This window comes from Zafaria sp. Z1313 (genome assembly GCF_050563205.1).
Lineage (GTDB): Bacteria > Actinomycetota > Actinomycetes > Actinomycetales > Micrococcaceae > JAZDCJ01.
Genome location: NZ_JBNWUK010000022.1, coordinates 1 through 21,436 on the forward strand (window position 1 = coordinate 1; position 21,436 = coordinate 21,436).

The following is a 21,436-nucleotide window of genomic DNA, read 5'->3' on the forward strand; positions in this document are numbered from 1 at the left end:
GGAAGCGAAGGAGAAGGGCGTCAGCCTGGTCGGCCCGGACGGGCTGCTCGCCGGGCTAACGAAGCGGGTGCTGGAGACTGCGCTCGAGGTCGAGATGACCGAGCACCTCGGTTATGACAAGCACCAGCCCAGCACCGGCGAGAATGCCCGTAACGGGACGCGGGCGAAGACCGTGATGACCGAGGTCGGTGCAGTGCAGATCGACGTTCCCCGGGATCGTGAGGGGTCGTTCCAGCCGAGGATCGTGCGCAAGCGGCAGCGTCGGCTGGACGGGATCGACGAGATCGTGCTGTCATTGACCGCGCGCGGGCTCACGACCGGTGAGGTCGCGGCGCACTTCGACGATGTCTACGGAGCCAGCGTCTCGAAGGACACGATCTCGAAGATCACCGACAAGGTGATCGAGGAGATGACCGAGTGGCAGAACCGTCCGTTGGACCGCGTCTACCCGGTGGTGTTCATCGACGCGATCGTCGTGAAGGTGCGGGACGGGCAGGTGCGCAACAAACCGTTCTACGTCGCCGTCGGCGTCACCACGGGCGGGGAACGCGACATCCTCGGGATCTGGGCCGGCGACGGTGGTGAGGGCGCGAAGTTCTGGCTCGGCGTGCTCACCGAGATCAAGAACCGCGGCGTCGAGGACGTCTGCATCGTCGTCTGCGACGGGCTGAAAGGCCTCCCGGACGCGATCAACACGACGTGGGAGCTGACGACGGTGCAGACATGCATCATCCACCTGATCCGCAACACGTTCAAATACGCGTCGCGGAAGTACTGGGACCAGATCGCCCGCGACCTCAAGCCGGTCTATACCGCCGTCAACGAAGCTGTCGCGAGGGCCAGGTTCGAGGAGTTCGCCGAGAAGTGGTGCACCATGTATCCCGCGATCCGGCAGCTCTGGGAGAACGCATGGGCGGAATTCATCCCGTTTCTGGACTACGACGTCGAGATCCGCCGCATCATCTGCTCCACGAACGCGATCGAGTCGCTCAACGCCCGCTACCGGCGCGCCGTCCGTGCCCGCGGGCACTTCCCCAACGACGCTGCCGCGCTGAAATGCCTGTATCTCGTGACCCGGTCGCTTGACCCGACGGGGCAAGGTCGGGCACGGTGGGTCACGAGGTGGAAGCCCGCGCTCAACGCCTTCGCTATCACCTTCGAAGGCCGAATCAACTGACAATGCGCCAGGCCAGATCCACCGTTAATCTGACAGACCCCGTCCGTCACCGTCGACGACGCCTCCCGCATCCTCGCGCTGGACCGGTACGGAACGCTCGCCGACACGGTCATCGGCCTGGGGCTCGGCGATCAGCTCGTCGGGCGCACGTCGTCGAACACGAACCCCTCGATCGCGTCCCTGCCGCTCGTCACCTCGAACGGCCACGAGCGCAACGCCGAGGCCATCCTGGCGCTGGCTCCGACCGTGATCCTCGCCGATTCGACGCTCGGCCCGCCCGAGGTCCTCGAGCAGCTGCGCTCCGCCGGCATCGACCTGGTCATGTTCACCCCGGATCGCACGATGGACGGCATCCGCCCCATGATCACCGACGCCGCCGGCGAGGCGGGGATCACCGGCACCAAGCCGGCCAACGCCGAGGCGCTCGCCGCGCTCGATCCGGACGTCATCCTGGTCATGAGCGCCGGGCTCGAGTCCACCGGCGGGCTCGACGGGCTGCTCGAGCGACCCGGCGTCGCGCAGACGACCGCCGGGCAGAAGCGCCGCGTCGTCGACGTCCCGGACGGCCAGCTGCTCTCCTTCGGCCCGAACTCCGCCGCCGCGCTCCTCGCGATCGCCGAGGCGGTCTACGCGCCGGCGCCGGCCCGGAGCACGCCCCGGGCACTCCGCGCGGCGCCCTGGCCCGGCGCGGCCGTGCATGGGCCACCCGCGCCGTGTTGTCCGTCCTGCTCGCCGGCGTGCTCGTGGTCTCCGCCGCGAACGGCCAGTTCGCCACGACGCCCGGCGACGTGCTCGGCTCGCTGTGGCGCGCCGTGACCGGCACGCGCGAGGAGTCCACCGCGATGCTCGACGCCACCCTGTGGAACGTGCGTTTCCCGCGCCTGTTGCTCGGCGTCGTCGTCGGCGCGGCTTTGGCGGTCGCCGGCGCGGTGATGCAGGGCGTCTTCGGCAACCCCCTCGCCGAGCCCGGCGTCATCGGCGTGTCCTCCGGCGCGGCCGTAGGCGCCTGCCTCGTGATCGTGTTCGGCCTCGGCGCCGCGAGCCCCCTGATCCTCCCGCTCGCCGCCTTCCTCGGCGGCCTGCTCGTGACGTGGCTCGTCTACCTCCTGGCGCGCTCCGGCAACCGCTCCATGGTGCTCACCCTCGTCCTGACGGGCATCGCGGTGAACGCCGAGGCGGGGGCCGCGATCTCCTTCCTCGTGTTCCTCGCGGACACCGCGAGCCGCGAGCAGATCGTCTTCTGGCAAATGGGCTCGCTCAACGGCTCGACCTGGACGGCGGTCGCGACGAGCGCCGTGGTGCTGGGCGCGGGCTTCGGTGGCGCGGCCCTGCTGCTGCGCCAGCTGGACCTGCTCTCGCTCGGCGAGCGGGCCGCGCGGCACGCGGGCGTCGACGTGGAACGGCTGCGGATCGGGGCCATCCTGTGCGTGGCGCTGCTGACCTCCGCCGCCGTGGCGTTCGCGGGGATCATCGGCTTCGTCGGGCTCATCGTCCCGCACGCGCTGCGGCTCGTGACCGGACCGTCGCACCGCTCGCTCGTGCCGCTTTCGGCGCTCGGCAGGGCGCTGCTGCTCAGCGTCGCGGACCTGACCGTGCGCACGGCGATCCCGTTCGCCGACCTGCCGATCGGGATCTTCACCGCCGTCGTCGGCGGGCCGGTGTTCTTCATCCTGCTCCGCCACACGCTCAAGAAGCAGGGGATGCTGTGAGGAACCAGAGCACCGTGGCGCGCGCCGCCGCAGACGCCGCGACCACCACGTCCGTCCAGCTCCAGGCGCGGGGCGTCCGCATCGAGGCGGGCGGGCGTCCCATCCTCGACGGCGTCGACGTCGACGTCCGAGCCGGCGAGGTGACGGCCGTGATCGGGCCGAACGGCGCCGGCAAGTCGACCCTCGTCGCCGTCCTCGCGGGGAACCTCTCCCCCGCGGCGGGCGAGGTCCGGCTCGCCGGCCGCCCGCTCAAGGCGTGGGGCACGGCCGAGGCCGCACGGCACCGCGCGGTCATGGGCCAGGAGTCGCAGGTCGCCTTCCCCTTCACGACCGCCGAGGTCGTGCGCATGGGCCGCACGGCGTGGCGGCGCACGGAACGGGAGGAGGACGACGACGATGCGGTCGCCGCCGCGATGGAGGCCACCGAGATCTCGCATCTGGCCCCGCGGGCCGTGACGGTCCTGTCCGGCGGCGAGCGCCAGCGCACCGCGCTCGCGCGTGTCCTGGCGCAGGAAGGGCGGGTCGTGCTCCTGGACGAGCCCGTGTCCGCGATGGACATCGCGCGCCAGGAGAAGACCCTCGCCCAGTGCCGCCGGCTCGCGGAAGCGGGCTCCGCCGTCGTCGTCCTGCACGACCTCGACGCGGCCGCCGCCTACGCCGACCGGGTGCTGCTGATGTCCCACGGACGGGTCGTGGCCGATGGGGCCGTGGAGGAGGTCTGCACGGCCGGGCGCCTGACGGAGGTCTACGGGACCCCGATCGAGGTCTTTCGCACGGGGGCGTCCGGGCGGCTCCGGATCGCGCCGTTACGCGGTGTCATTGGCGGACATCCGGAGACTTATTAGGAGACGCCTTTACAACGAAATTGAGTAAGGGTAGGCTAAGTCTTGCTTGGTAAGTGGTGAATGAAGCCGATGGCGGGTGGCATGTCGCAGTGGCCCCCGCCATCGGTTCCCCTTTAAGAGCCAACGGTTTTGAGGAGCCACCGGCTCCCCGCGAAGAAAGGCCTGTCCCGTGGAAGCGATCCTGTTCCCGACAAGCTACAACCAGGACCTCGAGCAGGGCCTGGCCAGTCATTGGCTGATCGACGGCGTCTTCTACCCCACCGAGCACAACCGGCACGACCCCTACGCGCTGCCGAGCTTCGAGCTCGAGGGCCAGTGGGTCTACCCCTCGAAGTACAACCCCTTTATGCCGCCCGAGCTCCCGGCGCTCGCCCTGCGCGGGCACGTCCTGCTCTCGGCCAACGAATGGTACGGCTCCTACGGGCTGCCGATGTTCACGATCCACTGCCTGTGCCACGAGCACCTCGAGCACCATTTCGAGGTCGCGGACGCCGGGGAACTGCGGCCGCGGGAATCCCGGTAGCCGGGCAGGCACACGTCACACGTCGCAGGGCACCGGCGCTTCGGATCCGAAGCGTCGGTGCCCTGCGTTTGAATGGGCCCATGGACGGGATGCGGGAACCACCGGGGTACCCGACGCTGCGCGAGCTGCGGCGGGAGGGGTGGTCCCTCGAGGACATCGCCCGGACCTTCGGCGTGGAGGCCGAACAGGTCTGGGCCGCATTCCTTCGGGGCCACCGCCACGGCCCGCCCGCGGGCCGTGGCGCTACTTCGTCGGGACGTCGAGCTCCTGGCCCACGAAGATGAGGTCCGGGTTCTCCACGACGTCCTGGTTGAGCGAGTAGAGCGCGCGCCAATCGGCCAGGCCCAGCTCCTCGGAGATCGTGAAGAGCGTATCGCCGGACGCGACGGTGTAGTCGTCGCCGGAGTCCTTCGCGGGAACGGTGGCGACGGCGTCGACCGGGGCGTCGGCGCGGTGCTTCGGCACCGAGGCCGAGGACTTCTGCGGCGCGGCCTTCTGAGCCGTGGCCTCCTGCGTCGCCGCACCCTGGCTCGACGACGCTGCGCCGGAGGACTGGGAACCGGCCGACTGGGAGCTCGTGGACTGGGAGCTCGTCGAACCCGTGGAGGCGGTCGACGAGGCCTCCGAGGATCCGGCGATCGAGCCGGACTTCCCGGACAGTCCGAGCTTGGCGGAGCACGCGGGCCAGGCGCCCCAGCCCTGGCCGGCCAGGATCTTCTCGGCGACGGCGATCTGCTCGGCCTTGCTGGCGTCGGCGGGGTTGCCGGTTCCGCCGAACGCCTGCCACGTCTGGAGGCTGAACTGCAGCCCGCCGTAGTAGCCGTTTCCGGTGTTGATGGACCAGTTGCCGCTGGACTCGCACTCGGCCAGCGCGTCCCACGTCGCGGCCGAGGCAGCGGAGGCGGGAGCGGCTCCGAGGCCCACCACGCCTCCGGCCAGCGCGAGCGTGGCGATTCCGCCGGCGATGCCGGCACGGGTGAAACGACGGGTCTTGTTGTTCTGGATCACGGTTCTCCAGGGCCACCCCCGCTCAGGCCGTCCCCGGCCATCGATGCGTGTTCGTCCGGCAGATGATCGACATCAGGTTTCCAGGAGGCCGCGCGGACGAACCAAGGGTGCGGGCCCTGCGTGTTTCGGCACCCCGAACGGCGGGGCGAAGCCGCCCGGACCGGGCTGGCGTTACCAAAACGTGATCTAACCACGCTAACCGGCGACCCCGGGGGCCCGTCAAGCCGAACGGTCCCGGACCGAATGATTCACAGGCGCATCACAGGCCCGGAGCGTCTCAACTCCGGCCGAGGACGTGCCGCAACTGGGCCTCGAGGGAACGGTGCCGGAAGGAGAAGCCCAGTCGCTCGAGGACGGCTGGCGCCACGCGCTGGTCCGCCTCGGCGAGTTCGTGGGCCCCCTGCGTTCCGAGCAACAGGCGCGGGCCGAAGGCCGGAACCGGGATGGCCGCCGGGCGTCGCAGCACCGTGCCGAGCACGCGGGCATACTCCGTGCCCGTGACCGGCTGGGGGGCCACGGCGTTGAGAGGGCCCTCGACGGCGTCGTTCAGGGCCGCGAAGGCATGGGCGGCGGCGATGTCGTCGATGCCGATCCAGCTCTTCCAGGCCGCGGCGCCCTGCGGACCACCGAGCCCTGCCAGGAACAGCGGCAGGAAACGCGGCAACAGCCCGCCGGCGGGCGTCTGGACCAGGCCCGTGCGCAGGTTCGCGACCCGCACCCCGGCCACGATGGCGGGGCGGCAGGCCTCCTCCCAGGCGACGCAGACGTGGGCCAGGAAGTCGTGGCCGGCCGGGGAGTCCTCGGTCAACGGCTCGGGCTCGGGCGTCTGGTGCGGATGGGATCCGTAGTAGCCGATGCCCGAGGCGACGACGAGGGCCCGCTGGCGGCCGTCGCCCGCGAGCGAGGCGAGGGTCCTCGCGAGGAGGGCGGTCGACGTCGTACGGCTGGCCAGGATCTTCTGCTTCGTCGAGGGGGTGAGCCTCCCGCCGATGGGATGCCCCGAGAGGTGGACGACGGCGTCGCACTCGCCCAGCGCCGCGGGGTCGAGCCGGCCGGATTCCGGGTCCCAGGAGATTTCGTCCGGGCCCGATGCGCGACGGCGGACGAGACGGATCACGCGGTGCCCGCCTCCTGCGAGGAGGGCGCACAACTGGGTGCCGATCGTCCCGCCGGCGCCGCTGACGGCGACGGTACGCGGCGTGCCGGAATGGGCGGCGTGGAAGTCCAGATCCGCCCGCAACTGCCGCTCGCGGTAGGCGAAGATGCGCTCGAGCTCGCGCCGGAACAGGGCCTCCGTCCATCCACCCGTCCGGGGCCGGTCGACGCGGGGAACGGCGGGGAGCTCGAATTCCACGAGGTCGACCATGGTGGTCCCCGACCCGCCTCCCGTGCGCTGAGCGTCCTCGAAGAGATGACGGTGGGTCCAGGCCCTGAGCGGACCGCGGTCCATCGTGTCGGTGAAGGAGAGCCCCGGTTCGAGGTCGGTGTGGCGGGCGTGCCAGAGCAGTTCAGGGCGGGCCTTGGCAGGCAGGACACCGGAGGCCATGCTGGCGGCCGCGGCGCCCAGGAGGCCGGCGGACCCCGGGGCTCCGATGCCCAGGACGGCCGTCGAACCCGGCCGGATGCCGTCGCTCGGGCCGCGGCGCACGCTGCCGGAGAAGGGAGGGGTCAACCGCGTGATGGCGCCGGGCCGCTCGAACCACTCGAAGACCTCCCGGCGGCCGCGGGGCAGGGTGGTCCGGTACTCGAAGACAGGCATGACCTCCACTCTGCCCGATCCGGCCGGCCTTGGCTATGACACGCCTGGCCGCGGAGGCCGAGCGACCCGCCCTCCACATCCGCCCTTCGGGCCGCCTCGTCCACAACGGCAATGGTCCGCACCAAAGTGTCGGAAGGACTCCATAGAGTAGTACACATGTTCGAAGAATCGCGGTTACGGGAAGCGGCACGGGCCCTCGAGAGCCCGCCCGAGCTGGACGGGATCACCCCGGCCGAGGCACTGGAGAGGATCAGTGTCCTTGAGGACCTGAAGTCCGCCGCGTGCGCCGCGCAGGCCCGGCTCGCGGCCGCCTTCGACCACGCCGTGCGGGAGGAACGCCGCGCCCGGGGCGTTCCGGCCGAGCGGCTGGGGCAGGGCATCGGCGCGCAGCTCGGTGCCGCGCGCCGCGAGTCCCCGCACCTGGGCCAGCGCCATCTGGGTCTCTCCCGGATCCTGGTCCGCGAAATGCCCCACACGCTGCAGGCCCTCGAAGCGGGAACGCTGAACGAGTGGGGCGCGACCGTGCTGGTGCGCGAGACCGCCTGCCTGACCCTTGAGGATCGGCAGCATCTGGACCGCACGTTGTGCCCGACCCCTGACGCCGTGCGTGGCCTCGGTCCCCGTGCTCTCGCGGCGCGGGCCCAGCAACTGGCGCAGGCGTTGGATCCGCACTCGGTCGTGGCCCGGGCAGCGAAGGCCGAGTCCGAGCGCCGCGTGACCTCGCGGCCCGCCCCCGACACCATGGTCAACGTCACCGCCCTGCTGCCGGTCGCCGCCGGCGTGTCCGTCGTCGCGGCGCTCTCCCAGGAGGCCGAGCGGTGCCGGGCCTCCGGCGACCGCCGCTCCCGGGGGCAGATCATGGCCGACACGCTCGTCGAACGCGTCACCGGCCGCCCCGCACGGGCACCGGTCGACCTCGAGATCCAACTCGTCATGACCGACAGGACACTGCTCCAAGGCGAATCCGAGCCGGCACGGCTTAACGGCTACGGCGTCGTTCCCGCCCAGTGGGCACGGGACCTCATCCGCAGCGTCGCCTCCGGCGCTCCGGCCCCACCCGGAGGGCAGCCGCCCGGCCCTCCGCCCTCGATGCCTCCTGCACCGCAGGCTCCGCCAGCCGGGCCGCCGTCTAGCGTCCTCCCGGAGGCCATGTCGCCGGACGAGGAGTCGGCGGCGCGGATCTGGCTGCGCCGCCTCTACACCGCACCGGACAGCGGAGCGTTACTCGGCATGGACTCGCGCGCCCGGATCTTCCCCGCGGGCATGAAGAAGTTCATCGCCATCCGCGACGCCCAGTGCCGCATGCCCTGGTGCGACGCCCCGATCCGCCACTACGACCACATCCTGTCCTACGCCTCGGGCGGTACGACCTCCACGGAGAACGGCCAGGGCTTGTGCGAGGCCTGCAACTACGACAAGGAAGCCAATGCCTGGAGCGCCGAAACAGAGCTACTCCCCGGACAGCGCCACGCCGTCGTCATCACGACGGCCGACGGCGAACGGGTCCGCTCGATCGCACCACCGCTGCCCGGCACGCCGGCGACGCCCGGGGACGCCCCCATCTACCTCGAGCTCAACGACCTGCCCCAGCACGAGGACCCCCACGCCGCATGACGCCGCCTCAGCCGACGACGCGGCCCAGGACCGTCAGCGCCCAGAAGGAGCACGCCCCGATGACCACGGCGAATCCGGCCAGCCACGCGAGAGAGGGAACGCCGCTCATGCGGGACAAGAGGTACGCGTCCGAGCTGCGGCGGTCGCCGCGGCGCCGGTGCACGGAAGCCACCTTGAACCAGTCCCGCACCGCCCCGACCAGGAGCGAAATGCCGAGAACCAACACGACGACGCCCACGGCCTGCCGCGGCAGGAACACCACGAGCCCCTGGGCCACCGCCGCGCAGACCACGGCGAGCAGCATCCCGAAGCCGTTCCGGATGAACAGGATCGAGACGAGCAGCGCCACGGCCCCGATCGACAACGCGGCACCTCCCCATCCGGACGCGGCAGACCACACCATCAGGGCGCCGGCGACGGCCGGCGCGGGGTAGCCCCAGAATCCGGCCCAGACCGCCGACGCCGTGCCCCGGCCCTGGCTGACCATCTCGCCCGAGTGGTCCAGACGCAGGCGGATGCCCCGCACGACGCGCCCGGTCAGCAGCGCCGCGAGCGCGTGCCCCAGCTCGTGGACGAACGTGACGTAGAGCCCGAACCACCGCCACGTCGCCCGCGGAACCGAGAGCGCCACCGCGGCGGCGATCACCAGCACAACGACCATGGCCTCCAGATGCAGGGGCGCGCCGTGGGCGAATCCGTCACGCAGGGCCCGCCACCACTGTTCCAGCGCCCCGCTCATCGGATTCCCCCGCCCTCGACCTCTCTCATGGGAGAAGAATCTACGCGGTACGCCTGTGACGGCTCACAGGGGCTTCCCAGCTTCCGGCGGCTATTCTTGTACGGTCAACCATCGCCCTCGACGCAGGAGCATCATGCCCAGGAACCGACGCCCGCGCCTCGCCGCGCTGGTCGCCGCGGTCCTCGCGCTGCCACTCCTGTTGGCCGCCCTCCTCGCCGGCCCCGTCGGAGCCACGGCGGACCCCGCAGGCCCGGCACGTTCGGCGGGCTCGGTAGCCGACGCCGTCTCCGTCGCCTACGGGTCGACCCGCCATGCCCCCGACGGGCACGCAGGCTCGGCCCCGGCGTCGTCCTCCGTGGACGACGGCGCGACCGACTGCCCGCTGCACGCCCCGGCTCCCGCCTGCCACGGGCAGACCGACGTCCAGCCCGTCCCGGCCGGCACCGCGCCGCGTCCCGACACGGACCGCGCCTGGGGCGCCCCGGGATTCGCGGCCGACCTCTCCGGACGTCCCGACGCCGCGGGCGCCACCTCCCCGGACCTCAACGCCCTCTCGGTCAGCCGCACGTAGGCCCGGCGGCCCTGCGCCGCCGCCCGCCCCTCCGTGCCGCTCCCGAGGAGAACCATGCCAGAAACCCCGCACGACCCTGCCCGCGTCCCGGACGCCCCGTCCGGACCCGTGCTGAACCGCCCGCTCGTCGCCGCGCTCGCCGCCCTCGTGGTGGCCGTCGGCATCGGCGGCTGGCTGCTCGGCACGCTCGTTCCCGCCTCCACGTCGCCGGACGAGCTCTCCGCCGACGCCGGATTCGCGCGAGACATGCAGACCCACCACAACCAGGCCGTCCAGCTCTCCCTGATCGTCCGCGACACCGGCCTTAGCGAGGGCGTCCGCTCGATCGCCTACGACATCGCCACGACGCAGGCGCAGCAGTCCGGACAGATGTACGCCTGGCTCGAGCTGTGGGGGCTGCCGCAGACCGGCGACCGGCCGGCCATGGCCTGGATGGAGGACCTCGTCGTGGAGGGCGGAAGCTCCCACGCGGCGCACGGGACCTCGACCGAGGGGACATCGACGGAGGGGACGTCGACGCACGGACCCGTCTCCGGAGCCCAGGCCGCCGCCGCGCATACCAACGCCTCGATGGGCATGGCCAGCGCGGAGGACATCACCCGCCTCGAGGAGTCCACGGGTTCCGACGCCGACCGGCTCTACCTGGAGCTCATGATCCGCCACCACCAGGGCGGGGTCGCGATGGCCCAGGCGGCCCTGGATCGGGCCTCGGACGCCCACGTGCTGGACCTGGCGGCCAAGATGATCACCGCCCAGGAGTCGGAGATCCACGCCATGAACAACCTGCTCGCCGACCTCGGCTGAGCCTCCCACACCGTGAAGGAAGACACCATGAACCGCAAGAACGCCACCTCGGACCGGGAACCCCGGTCCAAGCGCGAGCAGGCCCTCGCCCTCGTCGCCGCCCAGGAGCGCCGCGCCAAGCGCGGGCGCTGGATCACGGCCGGAGTCGCCGTCGCCGCCGTCGCGGCGATCGCCGTCCCCGTCGGCATCGTCGTCACGGGCCAGGCCCAGGCCCGCAACGAGGCCGTCGCCCGCGCCGCGCAGCCCATTGACGGGGCGCAGGAATACGAGATCGTCAGCGCCAACCACGTCCAGGACGCCGTCGAGTACGAGACCGTGCCAGGGGTCGGCGGGGACCACTTCCCCGTCTGGCAGAACTGCGGGATCTACACCGATCCGGTCCAGGAGACGGCGGCCGTGCACTCGCTCGAGCACGGCGCCGTCTGGATCAGTTACAACGACGACGCCGCCGAAGCCGACATCGCCGCGCTGACGGACACCGTCGGCGAGCGCAGTTACCTGCTGCTCAGTCCCGTGCCCGCGCAGGAGGAGCCCATCAAGCTCAGCGCCTGGGGCGTGCAGCTCGTGGCCGACTCCGCGCAGGATCCGCGGATCGCCGACTTCATCCAGAAGTACCGCCAGGGACCGCAGACGCCCGAACCCGGGGCCGCCTGCACGGGCGGCATCGGCTAGGAGGCGCAGGGAATCGTCACCGGATCGCAACCGCCCCCGAGGCGGGGGCGGGGCGGGGTGGACCTACGCTTGAGCTGATCCGTCCGCCGCCCGCCCGAAAGCCCCTCCCGTGCCACCCGTTCCGGCCCCCGCCGCCCCGCCCGCCCCTCGCCCGAACCGCGCCCTGCGGCGCGGGCGTGCGGCCGCCGTCGTCCTCTCCGTCCTGCTCGCCGCGGCCCTGCTGGCCGTGCTGCAGTCCCCTGCCGTCCGCGGTCCGGCTTCCGGGGCGCCCGTCCCGGCGGTCGCGGGGACCGGATCGGAGGCCGTCGCCGGCGCCGACGTCCTGCGCTTCGCCGTCGCCGGGGACTCGATCACGGCGGACCACGCGTTCCCGGAGGACGTCCGACGGCGGGAGGTCGGCGAGCGCTCGTGGGTGCGCCACGCGCAGGCCCCCGGCGTGGAGTTCACGGGCGGCTGGGCCGTGGGAGGGGCGACGAGCGCCGACATGGCCGCGGGGCTCGGCGCCGTGGACGCGGACGTGCTCGTGGTGCTCGCCGGCACCAACGACATCTACCGCGGAACGGCTCCCGAGCGGATCGGGGCGAACCTGATCCGCCTCGTCGAGGCAGCCGGCGCACCGCGCGTCGTCGTCTCGTCGATCCCTCCCCGGGACGGCTTCGGCGGACCGACCCTCGAGTACAACGCGTGGCTGGAGGCCTTCGCGGCGGAGCAGGGCTGGGAGTGGGTCGATGCCGCCGCCGGGCTGCGCGCCGCTGACGACCCGGGCCGCTTCGCACCGGGCATGGCGTACGACGGGATCCATCCGGACCACGCCGGTGCGCGCGTCATCGGAGCGGCGGTCCTGGCCCACCTCGCCGAGGTTCCCACGGCGGCCGGCGGCTGATCAGCCCGGGCCGGGCCCCGGCGTCGTACCGTCAGGCCGGCACGTAGGCGAGGTAGACGACCCCGTTGCCGAACGCGGCGTGCTCCACGAGCCGCAGCGGGAGCCGGACGCCCTCCGGGAGCCAGTGCCGGCCGCCGCCGACGACGAGGGGGCTCGCGTACTGCCGGTACTCGTCGACCAGACCCGCCCGGATCGCCTCGGCGGCTAGCTCCGCCCCGGAGATGCTCAGGTCGTGCTCCGCCGATTCCTTGAGCCGGGCGACGGCGTCGGGATCGAACTCGCGCTCGATCCGGGCGCGGGGGCTGGTGACGGAATCGAGGGTGCGCGAGAAGACGATCTTCTCGGCCGCGGCCCACGTCCCCGCGTAGTTCTGCACGAAGTCCGCGTCCTCGGCCACGAGCTCCGGGGCCTCCCACGCCGTCATCTCCCGGTACATCCGCCGGCCCAGCAGGAACGTGGCCACGGAGGCCTCACGCTCCATGAGGTGCGCGTAGACCTCCTCGTCCGGCATCGACCAGCCGTACTCGCCGTCCGCGTCGACGAAGTACCCCTCGAGCGAGGTGATCGCCGTGTAGATCAGCCGTCCCATGCTTCCTCCCGGTGTCGTGGCTACTGCATGGCCTCGAGCTCCTTGCCCTTGGTCTCCTTCACAAAACGCCACACGAAGAAGAAGGACAAGAGGGCGAAGAACGCGTAGAGGCCGTAGGCCAGGACCAGGCCGATCTCGGCGAGCGCCGGGAAGGTGGTGGTGACCAGGAAGTTGGCGCCCCACTGGGCCGCCGCGGCGACCGAGAGGGCCACGGCGCGCATCTTGTTGGAGAACATCTCCCCCAGCAGGACCCACACGACCGGACCCCAGGAGGCGCCGAAGGAGACGACGAACAGGTTGGCGGCGATGAGCGCCACGGTGCCCCACGGCTGCGGCAGGCTCACGTCTTCCCCCGTTCCCGTGGCCTGGCTGAAGCAGAGCGCCATGAGGCCGAGGGCGAGCGTCATGCCCGTGGAACCGGCGAGGAGGAGCGGCTTGCGGCCGATCTTGTCCACGAGCGCGATCGCGACGATGGTGACGGCGATGTTGGTGATCGAGGTGATGACCGTGACCGTGAAGGAATCGGCCTCCGTGAAGCCGACCGAGCGCCACAGGCTCGTGGAGTAGTAGAAGATCACGTTGATGCCGACGAACTGCTGGAACACGGAGAGCAGGATGCCGACCCAGACGATCGGCAGGAGCCAGTAGCGCCCGCCCGTGAGGGTGTGCAGGCCCTGGCGGGTCTCGAGGTTGATGGTCTCCTTGATCGCCGCGATCTTGTCCTCCACGGCCGCCTTCGTGGGCAGGCCGACGACGTCCGTGAGGACCTTGCCGGCCTTGGCGAACTCGTTCTTGGCCACGAGGTAGCGCGGCGATTCGGGCAGGCTCCAGGCCAGGACGCCGTAGACGACTGCCGGTATGACCTCGGCGAGGAACATCCAGCGCCAGGCCTCCAGCCCCAGCCACGTGACCTCGGACGCGCCGCCGGCGACGGCGGCGATGAGCGCGTCGGAGAGCAGGGCGGTGAAGATGCCGAGCACGATCGCGAGCTGCTGGAGCGAGCCGAGCCGGCCGCGGCTGTGGGCCGGGGAGACCTCGGCGATGTAGGCGGGGGCGAGGACGGAGGCCATGCCGACGCCGATGCCGCCGATGAGCCGCCAGGCGATGAGGTCCACGACGCCGAAGGCCAGCCCGGAGCCCACGGAGGAGACCGCGAAGAGGACGGCCGCCACGATCATGGCGCGCACGCGCCCCTGCCGGTCGGCGAACGGCCCCGCGCCCCACGCGCCGATCATCGCGCCGAGCAGGGCGCAGGAGACCGTGAAGCCGAGCAGGACGCTCCCGAGGCCGAACTGGCCCTGCACCGCGTCGACCGCGCCGTTGATGACGGCGGAGTCGAAGCCGAAGAGGAAGCCTCCGAGGGCCGCGACGACGGCGACCATGATGACTTTGCGGGGGGTTCTGGGGACTGCGGCGGCCTCGGTCATGCCCGCCATGCTACGCCCGCGGGCACTAGGCTGTTAACAGATCCCGCCCGCTTTTCGACAAGGAGACCCATGTCACGCCTGCTCTCGTCACTGCTTGCCTCCGCCGGCCTCGTCGGCGGCTACAAGACCGCCCGGGACACGGGCGACCGCCAGCTCGGCGGGGCCGTGCTCGCCGCGGCCGGGACGGCGGCCTTCCTCGTCTGGAAGCGCGACGCCGGGGCCGGCCGGGCCACGGCGCTGACCGCGGCGTACGTCGCGGCGTTCGGCCTCTCCCACCCGCTCGCGAAGAAGATCGGCGCCTGGCCCGCCGTCTACACGGTGGCGGGAGCGACGGCGGCCGCGTCGCTCCTGTTCGGCCGCCGGAAGTAGCCGGAAGGGTACGACGCCGGGGCCCGGCTTCCGTCCGGACCCAAACTGTCGGTGCCGGGCGCTGTACTGGAATCGTTCAGCTTTCAGCGCGGAACCGCACACCACGCGGTGGCGCCGCCGGGGGACGGCGCCGTTGGGGGGCACCGTGGCCGCGGGTCCGCGCAGCTGGGCATCCCATCGGGGATCCGGTCGGCTGGGGGGCCGGCCGGATCCCCTCTCCACGGTCCGCGCATAGGGTGGACACATGCGTTCACCGATCGAGAGCTACCTGAGGGAACTGCATCGCGAGCTGTCCGGGCTGAAGGACGGCGTGCCGTTCCAGGGCATCCCCGCGATGGCCGAGGCCGACCCCGACGATTTCGCGATCTGCCTGGCCACCGTCGACGGCCACGTCTACGAGGTCGGCGACTCGCGCACCGAGTTCACGATCCAGTCGATCTCCAAGCCCTTCACCTACGGGCTGGCACTCGAGGACCTCGGCGCGGAGGCCGTGGACCGGAAGGTCGACGTCGAGCCCTGCGGCGACGCGTTCAACGAGATCTCGCTCTCCCGCGAGACCGGACGCCCCGCGAACCCCATGATCAACGCGGGCGCGATCGCCGCGACGTCACTCATCAAGGGCTCCGGCGGCCGCGACGGCTTCGGCCGGATCCTCGCCGCATACTCCGACTTCGCGGGGCGGCCGCTCTCCGTGAGCGAGCGCGTCTACTCCTCCGAGTCCAAGACCGGGTTCCGCAACCGCGCCCTCGCGAACCTGCTGCGCGGCTTCGGGATCATCGAGGACGATCCGGACGTCCCCGTCGAGAACTACTTCCGCCAGTGCTCGGTCCTCGTCGACGCGCGCGACCTCGCGCTCATGGCCGCGACCCTGGCCAACGGCGGCCGCCAGCCGGTGACGGGCAAGCGCGTGCTCGGGCTCGACGCCGTGCAGCGGATGCTCTCGGTGATGCTCACGTGCGGGATGTACGACGACGCCGGGGCCTGGACGAGCGCCGTCGGCCTCCCCGCGAAGTCCGGGGTCGGGGGCGGACTCATCGCGGTGCTGCCGGGGCAGCTCGGCATCTCCGTCTACTCCCCGCCGCTCGACGACCACGGCTCCTCGGTCCGCGGGATCGCCGCGTCGCAGCGGATCGCCGCCGAGATGGGCCTGCACTTCGTCCAGGCCGCCCGGATCGGCCGTTCCGCCATCCGGGAGCAGTACCCCGTCACGGACGCCCCGTCGGGAGTGCGCCGCAGCCAGGAGGCGGCCGACGTGCTCTCCGCGCACGGCCACCGGGCCCAGCTCGTGGAACTGCACGGGGACCTGCTCTTCGCGGGCGCCGAGTCGGTCTCCCGCCACGTCAGCTCGCTGCCGGAGGACGTGGAGATCCTGCTCCTCGACGTGCGCAAGGTCGACGAGGTCAACGACGTCTCGCTGCGGCTCATGCAGGACCTGCGGGCGGGCTTCGAACAGGATGGCCACCGGCTGGCGGTGATCGACCACGAGGGGCGGATCTCGGAGGCCCTCTGCACGGGGGTCACGCCGCTGTTCGCCCGCCGGACGGACGCCGTCGAATGGGCCGAGGAGCTGCTGATCGAGCGCCACGGCGCCCCGGGGCTCGTCAAGGACGCCGTGGCCGTGCCCGACTTCCCGGCCCTGGCCCCGCTCTCGGCGGAGCAGGTCGAGGCGCTCGATGCGGCCATGGAGGACAAGCGCTACGACGACGGCGAGGTGATCCGGCGCTCCGGGCAGAAGTTCGGCGGCATCTACTTCATCACCTCCGGCAAGGTCGCCACGAGCACCATCCACCACGGGCAGCGCTTCAAGCACGCCACGCTCGGCCCGGGCATGACCTTCGGGGAGATCGCGCTCGGCGTCGCCGGCGGCGCCCCCGTGCGGGTCCGCGCCCAGGGGCCCGTCACGCTCCGGGTGCTCTCCGCCGAGGCCATCGCGCGCTTCGAGCGAGATGATCCCATCCTGGCGCTCTCGTTCTGGAAGGCGGTCGCCTCGGATGCCTACACGCGCGTCGAGCAGAACCTGCAGGAGGCCGCGGTGCGCGTCCGCGACTGACCCCCCACCTCGGCCCCCTCCCTGCGCATCACGATCCCCTCACGGGTCGTTTCAACTCGCTCAGAACAAGGCGGGAGTGGATCGTGATGCGGGGGCGGCGGGCCGGGGTGTCGGGGCGGCTGGCCGAAGTGTCGGGGGCGGCTGTTAGATTCACGATGGCGGCGGAAGGGATCCGCCGGGCGAGGGGGGACAACGTGTTTCTGTTGGACGATCCGGGGCGGCCGGAGCAGTCGGTCATCCTGTCGGCGAGCGACCTGGCGATCGCGAGCGAGTGCGAGTTCGCGGCGCTGTACCGCCTCGACGTCCTCCTCAAGCGCCGCTCCAAGCCGGACTTCCCCGAGGACGAGATGCTCAAGCGCGCCGCGGCCCTCGGCGACGCCCACGAGCAGAAGGTCCTGGCCGGCTTCAGGGAGCAGTACGGGACGTGGGACGCCGACCGCGGCACGGGCGTCAGGGAGATCGAACGCCCCGAGGGGGGCCCGTCAGCCGCCATGCATGCCACCCTGACCGCCGCCCGCGAGGAGACCCTCGGCGTCTTGCGGACCGGGGCCGACGTCGTGTTCCAGGCCGTCTTCTTCGACGGAGCGTTCCTCGGCTATGCCGACTTCATCGTCCGCCAGCCCGACGGCCGCTACGCCGTCTGGGATTCCAAGCTCGCCCGCCACGCCAAGACCACGGCCCTGCTGCAGCTCGCCGCGTACGGGGACCAGCTGCTGGCCGAAGGCCTGGAACCGGCCGACGAGGCCGTCCTCGTGCTCGGGGACCTGAGCCGCAGCGTCCACCCGATGCCGGACCTGCTGCCCGTCTTCCGCGAGCGCCGCGACCGCCTCGTCGCCCTCGTCGAAGCGCACCGCGCCAGCGGGAACGTCGTCGACTGGGAGCAGCCGGGGCTGGCGGCGTGCGGCCGCTGCGACTACTGCGCCGAGGAGGTCCAGGCGCGGCGCGACCTGCTCCTCGTGGCGGGGATGAGCCTGGCCCAGCGCAAGAAGCTGCGCGCCGCAGGCGTCTGTACCATCGAGCAGCTCGCCGCGATGCCCGCGGAGCAGGCGAAGGGCCCGCAGGTCCGCCTGCGGGAGCAGGCCCGCCTGCAGACGGGCCTCGAGACGGGCGACGGCGCGGCCCCGGACGGCAGCGGCCTGAACTACAAGGTCCTTCCGAAGCACACGATCGGCCGACTGCCGGAGCCGAGCCCCGGCGACGTCTTCTTCGACTTCGAGGGCGACCCGCTCTGGCAGGCGGAAGAGGACGGCTCGTGGGGCATCGAGTACCTCTTCGGGCTCGTTGTGCACGATTCCGGGGCCGAGGAGTTCATCCCGTTCTGGGCCCACGACCGGGCCGGGGAGAAGAAGGCGTTCCTGGACTTCGTGGCCTTCATCGAGGCCCGCCGCCGGACGTGGCCTGAGATGCACGTCTACCACTACGCCGCCTACGAGAAATCGGCCCTGCGCAACCTCTCCGTACGCCACACGGCCGCCGAGGACGCGATCGACGGCTGGTTGAAGGAGGGCCTGCTCGTGGACCTGCTGGACACCGTCCGGCACTCCCTGCGCATCTCGGCCGACTCCTATTCGATCAAGAAGCTCGAGCCGTTCTACATGACCGACGGGCCACGCTCGGGCGACGTGACCAACGCGGGCGCCTCCGTCATCGCCTACGCCGAGTACTGCGCCGCGCGCGACGCCGGAGACGCCGTCAAGGCGCAGGAAGTGATCGACTCGATCGCCGCCTACAACAAGGACGACTGCGTCTCGACGCTTCGCCTGAGGGACTGGCTCCGCGGGCTCGGAACGGAACACCCGGCACGCGGGAACGGCTCCGACGTCGTACCCTCCCCTGGCCAGGATGCCCCGGCTCCGCGGGAGCAGACGGAGGAGGAACCGGACCCGGCGGAACTGCGGCTCCGCACCTACCTGGACGGGCTGCCCGCGGACCGTCCGCCGACACCGGACGAGCGCGCGGCCGCCATGGTGGCCGCGGCGACGGGCTACCATCGGCGCGAGCGCAAGCAGTACTGGTGGGGGCACTTCGACCGCCTGTCCGAGAACGTCGAGACGTGGGAGGAGACCCGGAACGTCGTTATGGTGCGCTCCGCGGACGTCGTGGAGGACTGGGCCAAGGCGACGCCCCGGGCCCGCACGCTGACCCGGACGCTGCGCCTGAGGGGCACGGCCGCGGAGGGATCCGACGTCGGCGACAACAGCCAGTGGTTCGCGCTGTACGACGCCCCCGTGCCGGAGCCGCTCGCGGGGTCCGAGATCCGCGGCGGGACGTTCAACGCGACCGTCATCGAGGCCGCGCCGGGCGCCGAGGAGGGGACGCTCGAGCTGCTCCTCGCCGAACGCACGAGGCAGGGAACGGAGCCGTACGGCGAAGTCCCGCTGGCCCTCACGCCCGGGAAGCCGATCGCGACCCGGTCGATCGAGGAATCGCTCACGGAGCTGGCCCGCCAGGTCGGCACCGCGCTGCCCTCGCTGCCGCGCCACGCCGGGCTGGACGTGCTGCGTCGTCGGCCGCCCCGGCTCGCGACGCTTGCCACGCTGCCGCCGGTCGGGACCTCTGACGACGGCGGACACGACTATGCTGGCGCGGTCACCGAGGCCGTGGCGGACCTCGACCACTCCTACCTCGCCGTGCAGGGGCCTCCGGGGACGGGCAAGAGCCACGTCGGCGCGCACGTCATCGCCCGGCTCGTGGCGCGCGGCTGGAAGATCGGGGTCGTTTCCCAGGGGCACGCCGCGGTCGAGGGGCTGCTCCGCTCGGTCATCGCGGCCGGCGTGGATCCCGCACTCGTCGCCAAGAAGCCGAAGCCGGGGGACGACGCGGCCAAGCCGTGGGCGCACACGGACCCGGCGGCACTGGAGGATCTCATCGTGGACGGCGGCGGCTGCGTCGTCGGCGGGACCGCGTGGACGATGACGGGGGCCTCGGTCGCGCCGGGCTCACTGGACCTGCTCGTGATCGACGAGGCCGGGCAGTACTCGCTCGCCAACACGCTCGCCGCGTCCCGTGCCGCCCGCAACCTCCTGCTGCTCGGCGACCCGCAGCAGCTGCCCCAGGTCACGCAGGGCAAGCACCCGCAACCCGTGGACGAGTCGGCGCTCGGCTGGCTCTCCGCCGGGCACGCGACGCTGCCGGAGGAGTTCGGCTACTTCCTCGCTGACTCGTGGCGGATGCACCCGGCGCTGTGCTCGAAGGTGTCCCGGCTGAGCTACGACGGCAAGCTCGAGTCCGCGCCGGCCGCGGCGGAGCGCTTCCTCGCCGGGGTGCCGGCCGGCGTCGAGACCGTCCTCGTGGAGCACACCGGAAACACGACCTCGTCGGCGGAGGAGGCCGCCGAGGTCCTCCGGCAGGTCCGGCGCCACCTCGGCCTGGCGTGGACGGAGTCCGCCGGCGCGGTGCCCCGGCCCCTGGCCGAGGGCGACGTCCTCGTCGTGGCCCCGTACAACGCCCAGGTCGCCCTGATCCGGGAAGCGCTCGACGCCGCGGGGCTGGGCGGCGTGCGCGTGGGGACGGTGGACAAGTTCCAGGGCCAGCAGGCGCCCGTGGTGATCGTGTCGATGGCCTGTTCGGCCGCGGCCGAGGCGCCACGTGGGCAGGAGTTCCTGTTCAACCGCAATCGCGTCAACGTCGCCGTCTCGCGCGGGCAGTGGCGCGCCGTCGTCGTCCGCTCCCCCGAACTGACCAACGCGCTGCCCGGGCGCCCGGACGCACTGGCCGAGCTGGGGGCGTTCATCGGCCTGTGCTCTACGATGTCGGGATGACGGCCTTCCGCGGACTCATCGCCTACCCGGTCACCCCCTTCGCCGAGGACGGGTCGGTGAACCACGCCGAGCTCGAGCGGCACGTGGACTCGCTCGCACGCTCCGGCGTGGACGGCATCACGCTGTTGGGCAGCTCCGGTAGCTTCGCCTACCTCGACCCGGCCGAGCGGCGCGCCGTGATCGCCCGGGGAACAGCCGCGGCACGGGGCGCCGGCCCGGCCCTGCCCGTCTACGCGGGTGTCAGCGCCGTCTCCACGACGGAGCTCCTGCGCCACGCGGAGGACGCGGCCGCCGCCGGCGTGGACGGGCTGCTCGTCTCGACGGTCTCCTACGTGCCGCTGAACGACGACGAGGTCGCCAACCAGTGCCGACTCGTCGCCTCGGCCGTGGACCTGCCGATCTGCCTCTACTCCAACCCGGGGACGACGGCGTACGCGTTCCCCCTCGGCGTCTCCGCGGAGCTCTCCCGCGTCCCCGGGATCGCGGCCCTGAAGGAGTCCGCGGCGGACACCGCTGGATTCCGGGAACGCTACGATCGCCTGCGCGGGCTGCGCGCCGGGAGCCCCGAGGACTTCAGCCACGGGATGAGCGGCGACGCCCTCATCGCGGAGGCCGGGTTCGCAGCGGACGCCTGGCACAGCGGCCCCGCCTCGCTGCTGCCGCACCACTTCGCCGCCCTGCGCCGGGCGGTCGTCGCCGGCGACGCGGCCGGGACCGGCCGGCTCCACGCGGAGCTCTCGCCGTTGCTGCATGCCTTCACGGGACTGCGCAAGCTCAGCAACCTCTATGCGCTGGCCCGCGCGACGGGGGTCGACGCCGGCGAGCCCCGCCTGCCGCTCCTGCCGATCCCCGGGAGCAGCCAGCGCGAGCTCTCCCGCCTCATCGACACCCTTGCCGAACCCCTCTAGCGTGTTGCGCCCCGAAGCCCCCTCACAC

19 protein-coding genes are annotated in these 21,436 nt (G+C 72.1%); 14 read left to right on the top strand and 5 right to left on the bottom strand.

Annotated features, from left to right (window positions below; translation table 11 throughout):
- The 5 genes from ACQ3I4_RS14875 to ACQ3I4_RS14895 all read left to right on the top strand — a co-directional run.
- The coding region (locus tag ACQ3I4_RS14875) for an IS256 family transposase (RefSeq protein WP_430633832.1) at window positions 1–1,177 on the top strand (1,177 nt) is incomplete at its 5' end.
- Window positions 1,178–1,294: 117 nt separating this feature from the next.
- Window positions 1,295–1,993 carry a heme/hemin ABC transporter substrate-binding protein gene (locus tag ACQ3I4_RS14880; protein WP_430633849.1) on the top strand — a complete coding sequence of 233 codons (699 nt, stop codon included), beginning with the start codon at window positions 1,295–1,297 and terminating at the stop codon, window positions 1,991–1,993.
- Entirely contained in the window at window positions 1,891–2,886 is a 996-nt protein-coding gene (locus ACQ3I4_RS14885) for a FecCD family ABC transporter permease (protein ID WP_329863267.1), read from the top strand. Before ACQ3I4_RS14880 ends, ACQ3I4_RS14885 begins: the two co-directional genes overlap by 103 nt.
- Window positions 2,883–3,731 (top strand): heme ABC transporter ATP-binding protein, encoded by an 849-nt coding sequence (locus ACQ3I4_RS14890; RefSeq protein WP_329863265.1) that lies wholly within the window; start codon window positions 2,883–2,885, stop codon window positions 3,729–3,731. The genes ACQ3I4_RS14885 and ACQ3I4_RS14890 overlap by 4 nt, the downstream gene beginning before the upstream one ends.
- A 169-nt stretch (window positions 3,732–3,900) precedes the next feature.
- Entirely contained in the window at window positions 3,901–4,254 is a 354-nt protein-coding gene (locus ACQ3I4_RS14895; RefSeq protein ID WP_329863263.1) for a hypothetical protein, read from the top strand.
- Window positions 4,255–4,497: 243 nt separating this feature from the next.
- On the opposite strand, the gene ACQ3I4_RS14900 is transcribed toward ACQ3I4_RS14895, so the two are convergent.
- Window positions 4,498–5,262: a transglycosylase family protein gene (locus ACQ3I4_RS14900; protein WP_329863261.1), complete on the bottom strand. Its 765-nt coding sequence runs from the start codon at window positions 5,260–5,262 to the stop codon at window positions 4,498–4,500.
- Between the two features lie 277 nt (window positions 5,263–5,539).
- Window positions 5,540–7,021 (bottom strand): TIGR01777 family oxidoreductase, encoded by a 1,482-nt coding sequence (locus ACQ3I4_RS14905; RefSeq protein ID WP_329863260.1) that lies wholly within the window; start codon window positions 7,019–7,021, stop codon window positions 5,540–5,542.
- A 156-nt stretch (window positions 7,022–7,177) separates the two neighbouring features.
- Between ACQ3I4_RS14905 and ACQ3I4_RS14910 the strand changes: the two genes are divergently transcribed.
- Window positions 7,178–8,635, top strand: coding sequence for an HNH endonuclease (locus ACQ3I4_RS14910; protein WP_329863258.1), 1,458 nt, complete (start codon window positions 7,178–7,180; stop codon window positions 8,633–8,635).
- Between the two features lie 7 nt (window positions 8,636–8,642).
- Here ACQ3I4_RS14910 and ACQ3I4_RS14915 read toward each other — a convergent pair whose 3' ends face one another.
- Entirely contained in the window at window positions 8,643–9,374 is a 732-nt protein-coding gene (locus ACQ3I4_RS14915) for a M50 family metallopeptidase (protein ID WP_329863256.1), read from the bottom strand.
- A 133-nt stretch (window positions 9,375–9,507) separates the two neighbouring features.
- Here ACQ3I4_RS14915 and ACQ3I4_RS14920 point away from each other — a divergent pair, with 133 nt between their 5' ends.
- From ACQ3I4_RS14920 to ACQ3I4_RS14935, 4 genes are all read left to right on the top strand, one after another.
- The gene (locus ACQ3I4_RS14920) at window positions 9,508–9,945 is read left to right on the top strand and encodes a hypothetical protein (protein WP_329863254.1); all 438 of its coding nucleotides are present in this window, start codon (window positions 9,508–9,510) and stop codon (window positions 9,943–9,945) included.
- A 54-nt stretch (window positions 9,946–9,999) separates the two neighbouring features.
- Complete coding sequence (locus ACQ3I4_RS14925; protein WP_329863253.1) at window positions 10,000–10,749, top strand: DUF305 domain-containing protein; 750 nt, start codon at window positions 10,000–10,002, stop codon at window positions 10,747–10,749.
- Between the two features lie 27 nt (window positions 10,750–10,776).
- Window positions 10,777–11,421: a DUF3105 domain-containing protein gene (locus tag ACQ3I4_RS14930; RefSeq protein ID WP_329863251.1), complete on the top strand. Its 645-nt coding sequence runs from the start codon at window positions 10,777–10,779 to the stop codon at window positions 11,419–11,421.
- 109 nt (window positions 11,422–11,530) lie between these two features.
- The gene (locus ACQ3I4_RS14935) at window positions 11,531–12,304 is read left to right on the top strand and encodes an SGNH/GDSL hydrolase family protein (protein WP_329863249.1); all 774 of its coding nucleotides are present in this window, start codon (window positions 11,531–11,533) and stop codon (window positions 12,302–12,304) included.
- A gap of 31 nt (window positions 12,305–12,335) precedes the next feature.
- On the opposite strand, the gene ACQ3I4_RS14940 is transcribed toward ACQ3I4_RS14935, so the two are convergent.
- Together ACQ3I4_RS14940 and ACQ3I4_RS14945 are read right to left on the bottom strand one after the other, a co-directional pair.
- Complete coding sequence (locus ACQ3I4_RS14940) at window positions 12,336–12,893, bottom strand: dihydrofolate reductase family protein (protein ID WP_329863247.1); 558 nt, start codon at window positions 12,891–12,893, stop codon at window positions 12,336–12,338.
- A 20-nt stretch (window positions 12,894–12,913) separates the two neighbouring features.
- A complete protein-coding gene (locus ACQ3I4_RS14945) occupies window positions 12,914–14,320 on the bottom strand; it encodes a sugar porter family MFS transporter (RefSeq protein WP_329863245.1) in 1,407 nt (468 codons plus the stop codon).
- A gap of 69 nt (window positions 14,321–14,389) precedes the next feature.
- Here ACQ3I4_RS14945 and ACQ3I4_RS14950 point away from each other — a divergent pair, with 69 nt between their 5' ends.
- The 4 genes from ACQ3I4_RS14950 to ACQ3I4_RS14965 all read left to right on the top strand — a co-directional run bounded on the left by ACQ3I4_RS14950 (window position 14,390) and on the right by ACQ3I4_RS14965 (window position 21,408).
- Entirely contained in the window at window positions 14,390–14,689 is a 300-nt protein-coding gene (locus tag ACQ3I4_RS14950; protein WP_329863243.1) for a hypothetical protein, read from the top strand.
- 244 nt (window positions 14,690–14,933) lie between these two features.
- Window positions 14,934–16,739, top strand: a complete 1,806-nt coding sequence (gene glsA / locus ACQ3I4_RS14955; protein WP_430633833.1) for a glutaminase A — start codon at window positions 14,934–14,936, stop codon at window positions 16,737–16,739.
- 194 nt (window positions 16,740–16,933) lie between these two features.
- On the top strand, window positions 16,934–20,500 hold the full coding sequence (locus ACQ3I4_RS14960; protein WP_329863239.1) for a TM0106 family RecB-like putative nuclease: 3,567 nt from the start codon (window positions 16,934–16,936) through the stop codon (window positions 20,498–20,500).
- Window positions 20,497–21,408: a dihydrodipicolinate synthase family protein gene (locus tag ACQ3I4_RS14965; RefSeq protein WP_430633834.1), complete on the top strand. Its 912-nt coding sequence runs from the start codon at window positions 20,497–20,499 to the stop codon at window positions 21,406–21,408. The genes ACQ3I4_RS14960 and ACQ3I4_RS14965 overlap by 4 nt, the downstream gene beginning before the upstream one ends.
- The last annotated feature ends 28 nt before the right edge of the window (window positions 21,409–21,436 follow it).

What these genes read in the sequence shown, in the direction of transcription:
- ACQ3I4_RS14925 (WP_329863253.1), top strand. Translation starts at nt 10,000, where the DNA reads ATGCCAGAAACCCCGCACGACCCTGCCCGCGTCCCGGACGCCCCGTCC.
- ACQ3I4_RS14920 (WP_329863254.1), top strand. Translation starts at nt 9,508, where the DNA reads ATGCCCAGGAACCGACGCCCGCGCCTCGCCGCGCTGGTCGCCGCGGTC.
- ACQ3I4_RS14905 (WP_329863260.1), bottom strand. Translation starts at nt 7,021, where the DNA reads ATGCCTGTCTTCGAGTACCGGACCACCCTGCCCCGCGGCCGCCGGGAG.
- ACQ3I4_RS14950 (WP_329863243.1), top strand. Translation starts at nt 14,390, where the DNA reads ATGTCACGCCTGCTCTCGTCACTGCTTGCCTCCGCCGGCCTCGTCGGC.
- ACQ3I4_RS14915 (WP_329863256.1), bottom strand. Translation starts at nt 9,374, where the DNA reads ATGAGCGGGGCGCTGGAACAGTGGTGGCGGGCCCTGCGTGACGGATTC.
- ACQ3I4_RS14945 (WP_329863245.1), bottom strand. Translation starts at nt 14,320, where the DNA reads ATGACCGAGGCCGCCGCAGTCCCCAGAACCCCCCGCAAAGTCATCATG.
- ACQ3I4_RS14965 (WP_430633834.1), top strand. Translation starts at nt 20,497, where the DNA reads ATGACGGCCTTCCGCGGACTCATCGCCTACCCGGTCACCCCCTTCGCC.
- ACQ3I4_RS14940 (WP_329863247.1), bottom strand. Translation starts at nt 12,893, where the DNA reads ATGGGACGGCTGATCTACACGGCGATCACCTCGCTCGAGGGGTACTTC.
- ACQ3I4_RS14910 (WP_329863258.1), top strand. Translation starts at nt 7,178, where the DNA reads ATGTTCGAAGAATCGCGGTTACGGGAAGCGGCACGGGCCCTCGAGAGC.
- glsA (WP_430633833.1), top strand. Translation starts at nt 14,934, where the DNA reads ATGCGTTCACCGATCGAGAGCTACCTGAGGGAACTGCATCGCGAGCTG.
- ACQ3I4_RS14930 (WP_329863251.1), top strand. Translation starts at nt 10,777, where the DNA reads ATGAACCGCAAGAACGCCACCTCGGACCGGGAACCCCGGTCCAAGCGC.